The organism is Gulosibacter sp. 10 (assembly GCF_900163695.1).
Classification (GTDB): Bacteria; Actinomycetota; Actinomycetes; order Actinomycetales; family Microbacteriaceae; genus Gulosibacter.
Genome location: NZ_FUIC01000021.1, coordinates 72390 through 87258, shown reverse-complemented (window position 1 = coordinate 87258; position 14869 = coordinate 72390). Strand labels below are relative to the sequence as shown.

8 protein-coding genes and 1 CRISPR repeat array are annotated in these 14869 nt (G+C 68.5%); of the genes, 3 read left to right on the top strand and 5 right to left on the bottom strand.

The genetic code is table 11. The features are described from left to right. Positions 1 to 107: 107 nt before the first annotated feature. Positions 108 to 2392: a CRISPR direct-repeat array (repeat unit 26 nt; unit sequence GGAAGACCTCCGCGCACGCGGAGTCG). Positions 2393 to 2538: 146 nt separating this feature from the next. From cas3u to FM112_RS08545, 4 genes are all read right to left on the bottom strand, one after another. Then, positions 2539 to 6414: a type I-U CRISPR-associated helicase/endonuclease Cas3 gene (cas3u, locus tag FM112_RS08560; RefSeq protein WP_087006484.1), complete on the bottom strand. Its 3876-nt coding sequence runs from the start codon at positions 6412 to 6414 to the stop codon at positions 2539 to 2541. Continuing rightward, positions 6411 to 7763, bottom strand: coding sequence for a type I-U CRISPR-associated protein Csb2 (gene csb2 / locus FM112_RS08555; RefSeq protein ID WP_176386752.1), 1353 nt, complete (start codon positions 7761 to 7763; stop codon positions 6411 to 6413). Before csb2 ends, cas3u begins: the two co-directional genes overlap by 4 nt. A 2-nt stretch (positions 7764 to 7765) precedes the next feature. Beyond that, on the bottom strand, positions 7766 to 9055 hold the full coding sequence (locus tag FM112_RS08550; RefSeq protein WP_176386751.1) for a type I-U CRISPR-associated protein Cas7: 1290 nt from the start codon (positions 9053 to 9055) through the stop codon (positions 7766 to 7768). A 64-nt stretch (positions 9056 to 9119) separates the two neighbouring features. Continuing rightward, on the bottom strand, positions 9120 to 9773 hold the full coding sequence (locus tag FM112_RS08545) for a type I-E CRISPR-associated protein Cas6/Cse3/CasE (RefSeq protein ID WP_087006478.1): 654 nt from the start codon (positions 9771 to 9773) through the stop codon (positions 9120 to 9122). 371 nt (positions 9774 to 10144) lie between these two features. Here FM112_RS08545 and FM112_RS08540 point away from each other — a divergent pair, with 371 nt between their 5' ends. After that, positions 10145 to 10336, top strand: coding sequence for a hypothetical protein (locus tag FM112_RS08540; protein WP_087006476.1), 192 nt, complete (start codon positions 10145 to 10147; stop codon positions 10334 to 10336). A gap of 12 nt (positions 10337 to 10348) precedes the next feature. Here the strand turns inward: FM112_RS08540 and FM112_RS08535 are convergent, their stop codons facing one another. Next, positions 10349 to 11038: a GntR family transcriptional regulator gene (locus FM112_RS08535; RefSeq protein ID WP_087006473.1), complete on the bottom strand. Its 690-nt coding sequence runs from the start codon at positions 11036 to 11038 to the stop codon at positions 10349 to 10351. A 147-nt stretch (positions 11039 to 11185) separates the two neighbouring features. Here FM112_RS08535 and FM112_RS08530 point away from each other — a divergent pair, with 147 nt between their 5' ends. Together FM112_RS08530 and FM112_RS08525 are read left to right on the top strand one after the other, a co-directional pair. Further along, positions 11186 to 13240: a hydantoinase/oxoprolinase family protein gene (locus tag FM112_RS08530; RefSeq protein ID WP_087006471.1), complete on the top strand. Its 2055-nt coding sequence runs from the start codon at positions 11186 to 11188 to the stop codon at positions 13238 to 13240. After that, positions 13237 to 14862 carry a hydantoinase B/oxoprolinase family protein gene (locus FM112_RS08525; RefSeq protein WP_087006469.1) on the top strand — a complete coding sequence of 542 codons (1626 nt, stop codon included), beginning with the start codon at positions 13237 to 13239 and terminating at the stop codon, positions 14860 to 14862. The genes FM112_RS08530 and FM112_RS08525 overlap by 4 nt, the downstream gene beginning before the upstream one ends. Positions 14863 to 14869 lie beyond the last annotated feature (7 nt).

Genomic DNA, 14869 nt, shown 5'->3' with positions numbered 1-14869 from the left:
GCATACGCGGTGATGACGAACACCCAATCGGTCGAGCTTGCGATGTCGCGGGGAGACCCACGCATGCGCGTGGCGAGTGAGATCGCGGCCGGGGCGGAAGCCAGCGGGGAAGACCTCCGCGCACGCGGAGTCGACACGGACACCGTCACGTCGCTGAGCCACATGTGGGGAAGACCTCCGCACACGCGGAGTCGGCCTCAAAGTCGGTCGGCACGCTCACGATGCCGGCGGGAAGACCTCCGCGCACGCGGAGTCGGCCCGCTGACGAACGGCCGCTGGTCGAGGGGGACGGGAAGACCTCCGCGCACGCGGAGTCGGCCTGCTTCCAGAACTCGTTCGGGAGGACCGTGACGGAAGACCTCCGCGCACGCGGAGTCGGCGAGCAAGACGTGCTCGACAACGCGCGCGAGCGAGGAAGACCTCCGCGCACGCGGAGTCGATTACGACAGCGCGATCCACGCCATAGCGAAAACAGGAAGACCTCCGCGCACGCGGAGTCGATGGCCGAACCTGGCGCCAGCTCGCCGCACTCGCGGGAAGACCTCCGCGCACGCGGAGTCGACGAAGCAAGCACGGGACCACGGACATACGGCAACGGAAGACCTCCGCGCACGCGGAGTCGACACTGGGGTCTCACCGACAACAGCCTCGGTAACCGGAAGACCTCCGCGCACGCGGAGTCGACACGCAGAACAGGAGGCTGGGGATGCCGGCTGACGGAAGACCTCCGCGCACGCGGAGTCGACGGAGCCGTTCTTGGAGACCTGGCCGGCCTCGGGGGAAGACCTCCGCGCACGCGGAGTCGACATCATGCGAGAGCTCGGCATCGGGAAGGACGCGGGAAGACCTCCGCGCACGCGGAGTCGACCCTGGCCGGGAGGCACGCGTATCCCGGCACTCAGGAAGACCTCCGCGCACGCGGAGTCGACCTGGACTTCGAGGAGTTCGGTGTCGGCGACCCGGGAAGACCTCCGCGCACGCGGAGTCGACCGTGATGTTCGGGGGTGGGGCGTCGTCGCCCGGGGAAGACCTCCGCGCACGCGGAGTCGACCGTCGTGGCTGCCGGCCCTCGACCGCGTCGATCGGAAGACCTCCGCGCACGCGGAGTCGACTGCGAGGACGACACCCCGGGGCTCCCGAAGACGGGAAGACCTCCGCGCACGCGGAGTCGGTTCTCGAAGCTTGCGCGCGACTTCCTCGGGGTTCGGAAGACCTCCGCGCATGCGGAGTCGGTTTCTGTGCGAAGGGGGATCCGGACTGGGGGCAGGGAAGACCTCCGCGCACGCGGAGTCGGTGCGCTGTTCAAGAACAAGCTCACCAAGGCCGACGGAAGACCTCCGCGCACGCGGAGTCGGTGCGGCACCGCCGACAGCTTTCGCGTGGTGCTCGGGAAGACCTCCGCGCACGCGGAGTCGGTCGCGCCTGGATCATGGAGAAGCGGCGCACGATCGGAAGACCTCCGCGCACGCGGAGTCGGTTCAGAGAGGCGGCGAACCTACGTCAGGTTCGACGGAAGACCTCCGCGCACGCGGAGTCGGTGCGATCGCGACCGAGCGCTGCGTGTCCCCCGGCGGAAGACCTCCGCGCACGCGGAGTCGGTGTGTCCGTGATGTAGGTCTGTGCGTTGGTGCCGGGAAGACCTCCGCGCACGCGGAGTCGGTGATGACTGCGGGAAGCCGATGTCCTCGCCGGGGGGAAGACCTCCGCGCACGCGGAGTCGGTGCGATCCGGCTCGAGACCTTGGACCAGCACCAGGGAAGACCTCCGCGCACGCGGAGTCGGTCTCGCACCATCAATGAACGCATGATCCTGTTGCAGGAAGACCTCCGCGCACGCGGAGTCGGTGAGGACGGCATGAAGCCCGAGAAGATCGACGCGGGAAGACCTCCGCGCACGCGGAGTCGGTGCCTGGTCCCGCGCGCTGACCGTGGGCTTCGCGGGAAGACCTCCGCGCACGCGGAGTCGGTCGTTCCGACGAATGGCCGGTACTGGCTGGTCGGGGAAGACCTCCGCGCACGCGGAGTCGGTTGGTAGCGGGCGGCGACACGGCCACGGCCGGCGGGAAGACCTCCGCGCACGCGGAGTCGGTCGCTCGAACCCAACCTCCGCAGAGATCGAGTTGGGAAGACCTCCGCGCACGCGGAGTCGGTCGCTCCACCCACCGGCCGAGATACATCCGGTAGGGAAGACCTCCGCGCACGCGGAGTCGGTTCGCATCCCTGATACAGGCGGGTCCGGTACATGGGAAGACCTCCGCGCACGCGGAGTCGGTTCGGCGCCCTTCCACTGGTCCGCCACGTCCCGAGGAAGACCTCCGCGCACGCGGAGTCGGTGCGGACGCTATCGCCACGGTCCTCGGCGCAGCCGGAAGACCTCCGCGCACGCGGAGTCGGTACTTCCTGACCAGGTGTTTTTCCGCAGCTTACTCAGAAATACGTACAGTTTGCCTTGAGCAGGTCGCTCGTCCTGTCTCGACGCGAACCAGCAGGCAACGCGGTTTCGCTGTTGAGTTGTGAAAAACCTGGCGGCCTCAGCCGCTTACCGGCGCTTCGTGGAAGGGCGCCACGATTTGTCGGAGTCGCCGCGATCGACAAACTCCGCTTCCAACACGGCATCGTTGTCGATAGCAGCCCAGTCCCATCGGTCCGCGCTCCAGACCGAAAGCAGCAGAGCCCTCAGCTCATCGAGACCCGTGGGCCGCTGCGGCAACGGCAGACGCAGGGCTCGAGTGCGCCCGATACGGGCCCGCCCGAATCCGAGCGCACCCGTGTGCCCGAGCGCCGCCATGCCGTAGACGGCCAGGGGTGCGAGCGCCGTACGGGTCGCCCGCAGCCCAGCCGTGTCATCCACAGAACCGACGCCCGTGATGGCGTAGGAATTCGCATCATGCCTGTCGAACCCGCCATCGCACTGCGCAGCCGAGTAACCGGCATTGACATCGAGCAGCGCGGAGACCGTCTGCGGAACCGCAACCTCCAATCCACGAGCGACGTGATCACGGGCGACGCTCGGGTAGTTCGAATTGTTCGCCAACGCGTTCAACGGCAACGGAACCTGCTGCGACTGGCGCTCCTGGAGGCCCAGGTCACCGACGAGCCCCAGCACCAATCGGAGCCCCCGCTCGTCCGCGTCCAGTAGAAGCTCACGCAGCGCCCGAGCCGGTTTGAGCTTCTGGCTCTTCGCCCAGAGCCCGTACTTACCGCCCACATGCTCCAGCACGAAGTCCTGCGCCCGCTCCCATCGCCCGGCGTCGCATACGTGGCCGACGAGCCGCTCCAGAGTGTGCTTCGAAGCGATCGCGGGCACAGCGACGTCGCCGCCGGGAACCACGGGACGCCAGCATATGCTCGCATCCGCATCTCCCAGTTCCAGCGCCGCCGCCAGCAGGCCTGCGGCCGCGTACCAGCCGGTCGTGGGATGCGAGATCAGACCGCTCAGCACCACCTCGTCACCCGGAGCGGGGTTCGACGACGCAGCGCTCTTCGCACGTTCGACGGCCCGTGCTTGGGCGGCGGCTGTTCCGGATTCGAGCGCGAAGGCTTCATCGGGAAGAGCGGAGGCGCGCCAATCCGCCAGCCGGAGCACGCTTTCCAAATAGGCGAGTCCCCAGGGGCCGTACCGCCTGTTGAGCGTAAGGAAGTCGCGGGCGTGTGCGAAGCCGTCCCGTTGATCGGGCCGTGCGGGCGGCGGACCGACGCGATAGCCATGGTGCGCCCCGACGACATGCGCGGCGAGGGGATCTTCTCGATCGAGTCGCATCGCCGCGGCGCTGAGCCATTCGTGCCGCCAGCGCTCCGGGACCCCGCACCGGAGACGGAGCCGACGGGCCGCTTTCAAGGAAGACTTCGTCTCGCGTGTCGAGAGCGAGGACTTGGCCAGGAACGGAGTCGTTCCGGAATCCGAGACGATTCCTGCATCCGTGATTCCGGCGGACGGATCCTCCGCGAGCAGCCGTTGGAACGACGGATCGAGCTTCCCGACATCATGCCAGCGCCCCGCGAAGCCGAGCGAACTCACGACCTCCTGCCGCAGACCGGCCGTTTCGGCATCCTGCTCGGCCCACGTCCCGACCTGCTCCAGATGGGCATCCAGCGTGACCCGGCCGAGCGCCGTCCCTCGGCTCTTCGGCGAGGCGGCGCGCCAGCGGAGCGTGACGATGCCCGCATCGGCCGTCTCCTGGTCGACGTGGGCGACCGCGTTGAACCCGGTTCCTCTGAGAGCCATCGAGATCACTTCCTTCGACTCCTTGAGCACCGCGTCTTGGACCTCGGCGAGGGCTTCGTCTTCCGGAAGCGAGTCCTCGTGCCGACTGGCGAGGGTGTGCTCGAGCGCGTCGGCGATGGCCGATAATGATTCGTCGCCGATCAGATCCTTCGCCGTTCGGATCGTCGTCGGGGTGACGACCCACGTGGAGGTGCCGGTCGGGGCGTTGCGCGGGTTCCCCGATCGCGCTCGGACCGCAGCGATGGCCGCCGCGAGCGACACGTCGCGCACGGGCTCCGCCTCCTCACCGCCGCGGCCCGTCCACCCGAGTTTCGGCGAGTAACCGCCGATCTCGCCGTCGAGCAGGAAGAGCCGGCCTGCATCGAGGTCCTGCCTTCGCCGGACGCGACGCCATTCCTCGGCTGCATGGTCCCAGACGAATACGGCGTACCGTTCCCACAGCGGTTCGGCCGCGGCCGTCGGCTCGGCATCGATCTGCGTCGTGTCGAGATCGGCGAGCGGAACACCGGCTCCGGGTGCTCCACGGAGGAAGGCGCGGAGCGCACGCTCCGAGATGGTCAGGCACTCGGCATCCTCGAGCTGGGCGTTCGGCACGGTTGCGAAAGCCTCGGGATCGTCGCGCCAGGCGACGCGAACTTCGCGGTTCACCGGCGCATCCGGGCCGGAGATGAACGCTTCCACCGGCAGGTCCGGTATAGGGGAAGGACGGGTCTGCGTCATGAGCGGCACCAGACCGCTGTGCAGAGTGCCGTTCCGCGGTGCCGGCCCCTCGAGCTCCTCGGCGGCATGGTCGCTGAGGAAGCCGGCATGGATGCGCTGCAAAGCGGCGGTGGAGACATCGATGCCCCCGTCGTCAGAGTGCGGGAGCCCGGAGAGCAGGTCGAGCGTCGCCTTGATCGGCTGCTCGCCGTAGACGGCCGCGCTGCCCTTGCGGACGGCGCCGGTTCCGGCCGTGACGAGGGTGGCAGCCGCGCTGTCGAGACTGCCATCGCGATTGAGGCGTCCGAGTCGCTGCACGAGCGTACCCCAGGGCACGGCCTCGGTGATCATCGCATCGAACGTGACGTCGACCCCGACCTCGAGGCACTGCGTCGTGACGACGATGCCGGTCGGCGAATCCGGGAGCGGCATCCGTTCGATCGGACGGAAGCGCGAAGTGATGAGGTCGGGCTCGGGCACGTCGCGGCCCTTGTCGGACGCGGCGAGCAAGCGCGAATAGATGCCCTGCGCCACCGCCACGGTATTCGCGAACACGACGATCGCCGACGCGCCCGACTCGTGGGCGGCCAGCGCGGACTTCGCCATCGCGTTGACGAAGGCGCCATCGGATGCCGTCCGGGTCTCTCTCACGGACAGCGTGCGCGGAGCGGTGAAGCGGTGTTTGATCCGCTCATCGGCGGGGTTGAACTCGACCGAGCGATCGTTGTCCGATTCGTCGCGGATGACCGCCGGGATCGTCGCCCCCAGCGCGACCGTGGCTCCGAGGGGGATGCCGAGCGGTTCCTCGGCCCGGGCCTGCAGCCGCTCGGCATCCCTGATGGCCGCGTAAGCGGGCGTGGACAGATGCGGCTCGTCGAACAGCACGAGGCGGTCCATGCCCACGAGTCCCGCGTGGATGGGCCGGGAGGAGTTCGATACGCCGAAGCCGCGCATCAGCAGGCGGGAGACGAACTGGTGCGGCGTCATGGAGACGATGACGCATCCCGTCGCGCGCAACCAGGCGGGATCGTTCGCGAGCCCGCCGCGGAGCGAGGCGACCGCGATCGCGGACTTCCCGGGCCCGTTCTGAGGCAGGAGCGTCTGCAAGGCCGTTCGGACAGGGCCGAGCGGACTGCTTGCGGAGGCCTTGTTGATCTTCTCCGCCAACTGGTGGACGTACGAGTGGGTGTCGTCGACGAGCACACGGCGGTTGACCAGGTGAAAGATGCGCTGCGGCATCCGTCGTGGCAGGCGTTCCCGGGACGGGGAGGCCGGGTGCGGCGCGTGGTGCAGTTCGTGGGCGAGCGCGTAGACGGCGACGGCGATCGACGCCGTCTTGCCGAGCCCGGTCGGTACCCGGACGGTGCTCGGCCAGCCTTCGGCGAGCACCTGCGCGGCGAGTTCCCGTTGCCAGCTATAGGGGGCGTTGTTGTGAGTCTCGGCGAAGAACTCGTCGAAAGACGGGAAAGAGGGCCTTGCAGCGTCTGTCATGATCGTCCTCTCGGGTGGAACAGTCCGAATCCGTGGTCCTTGGCGCGGCCGAGCACGACCGGGCCGTCGATCGGCTCCGCGAGGTCGACCTCGAGCCACCACTGCCCGAGCCCGTCGGCGAGCGCCCCATCGGCCCAAGGGCGATGCGCCTTGCTCGTCGGCACCGAAGTCGCCCGCACTTCGAGCACTCTGGCGTTGAACCGCGATCCCAATTCGCGGTGCACCTCGTATTCGAGGACGCGGCGGTCGGGGAACGCGCGCATCGGCGTCGCGGAATACCACGATGCGGAAGGGCCGATCCAGGTGCGGGCTCTCAACGCGGCCGGGTCGATCACGGGGAATGAATCGGAGACCGGCTCCAGCACCGCGATCTCCGACTCGACGACCATCTCGGCGGCCTCGGAGCCGCGCCGGCGGTCTTCGTCGGAGTCCGGCAGGATGCCGATGCCGACCAGGCGGCCGTCCGCATGCGCGGAGTTGCTCACCGTCGCCGGGAACGCGGTCCAAGGAAGTCCCTCGGCGCGGAGGCGCCGGTTCGCCGCCGCGAGCGGCTCGCGGATGCTGTGATGGGGAATGGAGGCGGTGAACGGCACGATGGGGAACTCGCCGGGCCTGCTCGCGCTGCGGGGCGAGTAGGCGAGCGGCTGCGTGTATCCGTGGGCGGCGATGGGGCCCAGCTGGTTGAGCACGGGATCCTCGCCGAACACCCGTTCGTAGTTGATGTCGAACCACTGCATCGTATTAGGCAGCCAGCCGCGCGAGCGGCCGTCGGCGCGCACCCGCGGCTGCCAGCGCTGCTGCGTCTCGGGATCGAGGTTCGCCGATTCCCCGATAGTCTCGCCGTCGGTCGTATGCCGGATGGTGATATCGGCGGGATCCTTCGACGTGCCGAAATACGGTACGGCCGCTGCGGCCTGTTGCAGGGCGCGCAGCTCGTCGTCATCGATCTCGAGCTCGATCGAGTACACCAGCGCGTTCTCCGCCAGCGCGATGCCGCCGTTCGGCTTCAGCGTGCGGGACCGCGTATCCATCCCGATCGCACTGGTATCGAGGAACCGGCCGGCCTGGTTGTTGGTGAGGCGCGAGGGTTTCCAGGTCTTCTCGGTGTAGGTCGCCGGCAGGTGCAGTTCGATCATCCGGGGTGCGGTGATGACCGGCGGCGGCGCTTCAGCCATGCGTTGCAGAGCAGCGAGCGCCCGTGCTTGGCCGGGTGAGGAGTCTTCGAGCGCGTGCGATCCCGCCTTGAGCGCTCCGAGCAGCCTGGCGGGGGAGGGCGGCCAGTCGGGCTCGCCGGTTGCGCGGAGCCCGTGGAATGCCGGACGCCAGAATTCGACGTGGACTTCGAGCATGATCAGTCGTCTCCGGACTCGGTCAGGGAAGGCGCCTCCTCGACGCGCTTGGCGATCAGCTCGCGTTCGACATCGGAGAGCATGAGCGTGATCACCGGAGCGAAGCGCAGGCCGACGGCTTCCGCGTCGTCGATCGCCTCGCGGAGCGCGGCGGACAGGTCGTCCACGCTCGGTGCGTCGAACGCTTCGGGCGCACGCGTGCCCTGCCGTTTCCAGCCCCATCGCCGTTCGACCGTGTTGAGCGCGCAGGTAGAGCGGAGGAATCCGTCTTCGCCGGCGAGCGCGTGCCCGGTGGCGGCGAGGAGGACGAGCACCGTGAGCGCTGCGGCGGACTGCTCTGCCGTCTCGAACCGGATGGAGCGGAGCACCGGAAGCGAGAGCGTGGACTGCTGCAGGATGAGCTCGCAGGTGTACGTGCGCGCGACCGGGGAGCCGGGGACGAACCCGAATCCTCGTGCGGAGGGCTTCGTCTGCCTCGTGACCTTGGGCGTCAGCGCGAGCGCTCCGTGCTTGTCGATGGCGACGCCGATGGAGTTCGGCGTGCCCCCAGTCGGGTCGAGCTTTGTGGCGCCCGAGAGCACCGGTCGCGCGTTGTAGCCGATGATCTCGGACGAATACGCGCGGGGGAGCCGGTGGCGAGCTGCGACTCCCGATGAGAGCCAGAATCCCCAGACCGCGGAGTTCGGGAAATAGGAGTAGAGCAGCGAGCCACGCTCGGCGCTCGCGGAGGTGATGATCCGCTTGACGCTCGGTTCATCGCCGTCGGCGTCGTCCTGCCATACCTGTCGCGTGCCGTCCGCGGTGGCATACCGCAGCCATCCATCGTTCTGCCGGTGGGCGAGCTCCCAGGTGCTGACGGCGAAGTCCAGCGCCTCCGTCAAGGCTGGTGAGTCCTCCTCTTTTTCGTCTTCCTCCTCCTGTTGGGCTGAGCGGCCCTTGAGGATGATGCCGGGCAGCTCGCAGCGGATACGCTCCTGCTGCTGCCAGAGCGCGGTTTCGGCGCGCCCGCTCTCGGCCGCGAAGCTGTTGAGGACGACGCGGGGGGCCAGGCGGGGAGCGCCCGATTCCGGATCCTTCTGCAGCCCCGTGTACCATCCCTCTTCGGAGCGATCGGGGATGAACGCTTCCTCCGTATAGGCATGGACAGGGTCGTCCCCATCGCCCGCATAGGTCGGCGGTGCGACCGCTCCGGACCTGCCTGCGAGCGGCTCGAACTCCGTCTCGATGACGAGTCCCGAGACGGTCGGGTCGGTCACGTGCTCGCGGATAAGGGCCTTGAGCGCATTGGTCATGATGTTCTCCTCTTCGTCGAGTGAATGAATGTCGATATCGGGTGCGTCGTGGTGGGAAGCGCGATCAGGGCGCGGAGAGGCGGAGCAGCCCGAGGCCGTAGTTCTTGCCTTTGCCGGTGCCGCCGTGCAGCGCCAGTTCGGCCTTGGGCGCATCCGCGACGCGGACGCGCGAGGCGATCGAGACGTAGGGGATGCCCTTCCGCTTCGCGCCGAGCGGCGCGAAGCGGAGATTTCCGACCTGCAGCGAATCGTCGATCACCTCGAGACCGATGGCGGCGAGGCGGGCCGCGGCCCAGTCGGGGCGCTCCTGCTCGGGCACGATGACGGGCTTCGACCGGTAGCAGCGCCCCTCGCCCTTGGGCACCATCGCCTTCACCTGCGCGCGGATGTCTTCCGGTACGTCCGAGGGAGGCGTCTTCTGGCAGCTCCTGTCGAGCTCGAGCAGGAACTCCCGGCCGGGTTCGAGGGACTGAGGCCCCTCCCATTGCGAGCAGCGTCCGAGACGGTCGAGCTCGAGCGGCGCCTCTGCCGCCTGTACGAGCAGCTCTTTCCGCTCGGGATCGATATGCCACAGCACGCCGAGATGATGCCGAGGAGACGGCCCGACGCCGTCCCGGAACGCCGACAGCACGTGCACATGACCGTGCTGGCGATTGTCCTGCAGTCCCTCGGCCACGACTCTCGTCGTCGAGATCCTGCTGCGAAACAGTGGTTTCATGGTGGGTCCTCCTTGACCGGTGCGGGAGTTCGGGGGCTCTGGTCAAAAACGTATGCGCTGCCCCCGACATGATCGACAGGGTTTGCCCTCACGAGCACCATCGCTCGGGTTACTGGTCTCATTATGAACGGTAGAATTGTCTTTCTCGTTCTAGACAGCACGTAGCGAGCAGCTTCAGGAAATTCTCACGGAGAGGAAGTACGGTCCCCACCGTTCGACGAGCATGTGGGATGCCGAGTGGCACTGTGGCCGGTGGTAGTCCTGGGAGCATTGTTTTCCTTGGCGAACGAACCACGTCCCGCGTAGGCGGGAGACGCTCCGCGCGCTCAGCGACATCTGGACGGCTCGATGACGAGGAAGGAACCGAGGCCATGGCTCTCGAATACCCGGCATGCTTCATCCGCACGGCGCTGCAGAGGGCGGCCGCACTCCGGGCTCGGCGCGACGACCGCTCGCTCTACGAGGCGACGCAACTCGTAGCCGAAGCGCTCCGTATGCCTGTCGAGGAGGTGCGCCGCTGGGCGCTCATCGCGGAGGAGCGGGAGCGCCCCGAAGGCCGCTGACGGCTTCGCCGCTCAGTCGCGCTCTTCCTCCGGCAGCGCCTGCAGGATGCGGTCGTAGGCGCCCAGCAGGTGCTCCTCGGTCAGCGCGAGCAGCCGGTCCGCGTCGCGGTCCGCGAGCGCTTCGAGCAGCGCTCGATGCTCGTCGATCATGATGCTCTGAGAGGTGATGGGCGACGCCTCGCGGGAGACGAGGAAGAAGGTGACCTGGGCGCGGATCTCCTGCCAGAGCTGGTAGAGGCGGTTGTGGTCCGAGGCCCGGTAGATCACATCGTGGAACGCGGCGTCCAGGTGGCTCATCGCGATGAAGTCGTTCTCGTCGAGTGCGCGCTGCATCCGCCCGAGCACGTCCTCCATCTCGTCGAGGTCGGCCTGCGTGGCGTTCTCGATGGCGCGCTGCGAGGCGAGGAGCTCGAGACTCCGCCGGAGCGAATAGATCTCCTCGGCGTCCTTCGCATTGAGTGTGGCGACGTGCGCCCTGCGCCGAGGATTGGAGACCACGAGCCGCTCGCGCTCCAGCACTTTGAGGGCGTCGCGGATCGGTCCGCGGCTCACGCCGAGCTGTGCGGCGAGCTCGGTCTCGGCGAGGGTCTGGCCGGGGGCGGCTTTGCCGCTGAGGATCATGCCCCGGATCTGCGACAGCACCTGCACGTGCAGCGGCTCGGGCCGCACCTTCTCGAATCGCACCGCGCTCTCATTCACCATGCCCGCATTAAACACGGGACTCCTGTCAAGTGTTGACAGGGCTCGCTTCATCGCCATCATGAAAACTGTTGACAGTTTGCAGAAACCTAGTCATGCTGGTGTCACTCAACGTCGAGTGCGTACAACGAGCAGAACGGAAAACTCACCGTGACAGCACAGCAGCAGCTTGCCGGAGCTCATTCCGGCGATGAATATCGCGTCGCGATCGATACCGGGGGCACGTTCACCGATGTGGCCGTCGCCCGTCCCGACGGCAGCATCTACGTGGGCAAGGTCTCCTCCTCGCCGGAGGCGCCCGACCGAGCGGTCCTCGAGGGGCTCAGCAGCGCCCTTCGAGATCTCGATGCCGATGCCGAGACCGTGACGCGCTTCGTGCACGGCACGACGGTGGCGACGAACGCGCTCATCACCAAGACCGGCGCCCGCGTCGGACTCGTCACCACCAAGGGCTTCGCGGACGTGCTTCACATCGGCTATCAGACCCGCCCCCAGCTCTACGCGAGGGACTCCCGCCGTCCCGAGCCGCTCGTCGCCCGTGCGGACACGTGGGAGCTCGAGGAGCGCGTCGCCCACACGGGAGAGGTGCTCTCGCCGCTCGACGACGAGGCGCTGCTCGCGCAGGCCGCGAGGATCCGCGACGCGGGGCTCGACGTCGTCGTGGTCTCGCTCATCAACGCGTACAGCAATCCGGAGCACGAGCAGCGGGTGGCGCAGGCGCTCCGCGACGCCGGAGCCGCGCCATCGGTCGTGGTGGCCACCGACATCTCGAGCGAGCTGCGCGAGTTCGAGCGCACCTCCACCGCGGTGCTGAACGGCTACGTCCAGCCCAAGGTGGATTCGTATCTGGAGCGTCTCGAGGACGGACTCGACGACCTCGGCGTCACTTCCAAGCTGTGGGTGATGCAGTCCAACGGCGGCCTCATCAGCGGCGCCTCCGCGCGCCAGGAGAGCGTGCGCACCCTGCTCTCCGGCCTGGCCGGGGGAGTGATCGGCGCCTCGCGCTGGGCGCGCCGACTCGGCCTGCCGAAGGTGGTGAGCTTCGACATCGGCGGCACGAGCACCGATATCGCCCTCATCCGAGACGGCCAGCCGGACGAGATGGCGGCGGGGGAGATCGAGGGCTACCCGATCCGCCTGCCCGCCGTGGACATCCACACCATCGGCGCGGGAGGCGGGTCGATCGCCTGGATCGACAGCGCCGGGGTGCTGCGGGTAGGGCCGCATTCCGCCGGCGCCTCGCCGGGCCCGATCTGCTACGGACGGGGCGGCGCAGAGATCACGGTCACGGATGCGCACCTCATGCTCGGCCGTCTGGGCACGAAGCTGCTCGACGGCCGGCTCGAGCTGGACGTCGATTCGACGCGGGCCGCGCTCGAGCGCTTCGCCGACCGGCTCGGCATGCCGGTGGACGACACCGCCGCCGGAGTGCTGCGGGTGATCGGCGCCACGATGGGTCGCGGAATCCGCAAGGTCAGCGTCGAGCGCGGCATCGACATCCGCGACTGCGCGCTCATGGCCTTCGGCGGCGCCGGACCGCTGCACGCATCCGACCTCATGGAGGAGCTCGGGTTCGAATCGGCCGTCGTGCCGCCTCACCCCGGAGTCGCCTCGGCGCTCGGCATGCTCGACGCGGCCGTGCGCGCCGACTTCGTGGCCACCATCCCCGCGGACGCATCCTCGACCGAGGAGATCGCCGCGCTCCTCGACGAACAGGCCGAGCGGGCCGACGAGTTCCTCGAGCAGGAGGGCTTCGGCGCGGAGGATGCCGAGATCCTCCGCTCCGTGGACCTGCGCTACAAGGGCCAGAGCTACGAGCTCACGACGCCGTGGTCGGAGGATCCCGCGGCGCTGCGCGCCGAATTCGATCGGCTGCACACCGAGTTCTACGGATTCGCGGACGACGACGCCGAGCTCGAGGCCGTCACGGCCCGGGTGGGCGTGGAGGTCGCCACCGCGCCCAGCCACGAGGCCGAACTCGAGGGCGCGTCGATGCCCGAGGCGATCGAGCATCGCGAGGCCTACTTCGCGGGCGGATGGGTCGAGACACCCGTCTACCGTCGCGCCGAGCTGCCGATCGACGTCGACATCCGGGGGCCGCTCATCGCCGAGCAGCTCGATTCCACCGTCGTGGTCGGGCCCTCGCAGACCTGCCGCACCGACCGATTCGGGTTCATGCACATCTTCAAGGAGGAAGACCGATGACCGCAGCAGTGGAGGACGCGCAGACCGTCCTGAGCCCGATCGACGTCGAAGTGGCTCGCAACCGCCTCGAATCGATCGCGGAGGAGGTGGGCATGACGCTCATCCGCACCGCGTACTCGCCGAACATCAAGGACCGTCGAGACTGCTCGGCGGGACTGTACGGGCCCAGCGGCGAGCTCATCGCCCAGGCCGAGCACATCCCGCTGCACCTCGGCCTCATGCCCACGCTCGTCCGCCGGTCCATCGAGCAGATCGGGGCCGAGAACCTGGAGCCGGGCGATGTGATCCTCACCAACAACCCCTACCTCGGCGGCTCGCACCTGCCGGACATGTGCCTCATCACCCCGATCTTCCACGAGGGCGGGCTGATCGCGGTCGTCGCCAACATGGCGCATCACGTGGACGTCGGGGGCATCGCACCCGGGTCGATGGCCACGCACACCACCGAGGTGTTCCAGGAAGGCGTGCGGGTACCCCCGCTCAAGCTCTATCACCGCGGCAGACTGGCGGAGGAGGTGTTCAACCTCATCCTCACCAATGTGCGCACGCCGTCCACCACCCGCGGCGACATCGTGGCGCAGCTCTCGGCCAACATGCTCGGCTCCCGCCGCGTCGCCGAGGTGCTCGAGGAGTGGGGCCCGGACTACTTCGCCGCCGCCTGCCGATCGCTCGTCGACTACGCCGAGCAGCGCACGCGCGCCGCGATCGCCGGGCTGCCCGACGGGCGCGCCACCTTCACCGACCACCTCGAGCACGACGGCACCCGCGAGCGCGAGATCCCGATCACCGTCACGGTGGACAAGCACGGCGACGAGATCGACTTCGACTTCTCCGAGTCGGCCGACCAGATCGCCGGCGCGCTGAACTGCTCCTACGCGATCACGGAGGCCTGCGTGGCCTACGCGATCAAGCTCATCACCGATCCCTCCCTGCCCTCGAACGAGGGGCTCATGCGCCCCATCCGGGTGAAGACCCGGCCCGGCACCCTCGTGTCCGCGGAATTCCCGGCTCCGGTGGCGAACGGCAACACGCAGACCTCCATGCGCATCGTCGACGCGCTTCTCGGGGCGTTCCACCGCATCGCCCCGGACGTCGTGCCCGCCGCCTCCTGCGGCAGCCAGAACATCCTCACCATCGGCGGCCTCGACGAGGCGACGGGCGAGTACTTCTCGTACGTCGAGACCTACGGCGGCGGGCAGGGCGCGAACCCCGACCTCGACGGCGGAGACGCGGTGCACACCCATATGACCAATACGCGGAACACGCCCTGCGAGGTCATCGAGCGTGAGTACCCGTTGCGGGTGCGCCGGTACGAGATCGCGACCGGGACGGGCGGACGGGGACGGTTCCGCGGCGGAGACGGCCTCGTGCGCGAACTCGAGGTCACGTCGAGCAGCGCCACGGCGGTGATCGCCACCAGCCGCGTGACGACGCGGCCCTGGGGCCTCGAAGGCGGCGAACCGGGATCCTCCGGCCGGGTATGGATCACCACCGAGGCCGGCAGCGCCGACCTGCCGTCGCTCTGCCAGCAGCGCGTCGACCGCGGCGAGACCATCGCGATTCAGACCGCCGGCGGCGGCGGATTCGGCGCGCCCGACACCACGAACCACGAAAGCGAATGACGAGGAA

Coding starts and splice junctions, on each gene's coding strand:
- cas3u (WP_087006484.1), bottom strand. CDS start 6,414: ATGACAGACGCTGCAAGGCCCTCTTTCCCGTCTTTCGACGAGTTCTTC.
- csb2 (WP_176386752.1), bottom strand. CDS start 7,763: ATGCTCGAAGTCCACGTCGAATTCTGGCGTCCGGCATTCCACGGGCTC.
- FM112_RS08550 (WP_176386751.1), bottom strand. CDS start 9,055: ATGACCAATGCGCTCAAGGCCCTTATCCGCGAGCACGTGACCGACCCG.
- FM112_RS08545 (WP_087006478.1), bottom strand. CDS start 9,773: ATGAAACCACTGTTTCGCAGCAGGATCTCGACGACGAGAGTCGTGGCC.
- FM112_RS08540 (WP_087006476.1), top strand. CDS start 10,145: ATGGCTCTCGAATACCCGGCATGCTTCATCCGCACGGCGCTGCAGAGG.
- FM112_RS08535 (WP_087006473.1), bottom strand. CDS start 11,038: ATGGTGAATGAGAGCGCGGTGCGATTCGAGAAGGTGCGGCCCGAGCCG.
- FM112_RS08525 (WP_087006469.1), top strand. CDS start 13,237: ATGACCGCAGCAGTGGAGGACGCGCAGACCGTCCTGAGCCCGATCGAC.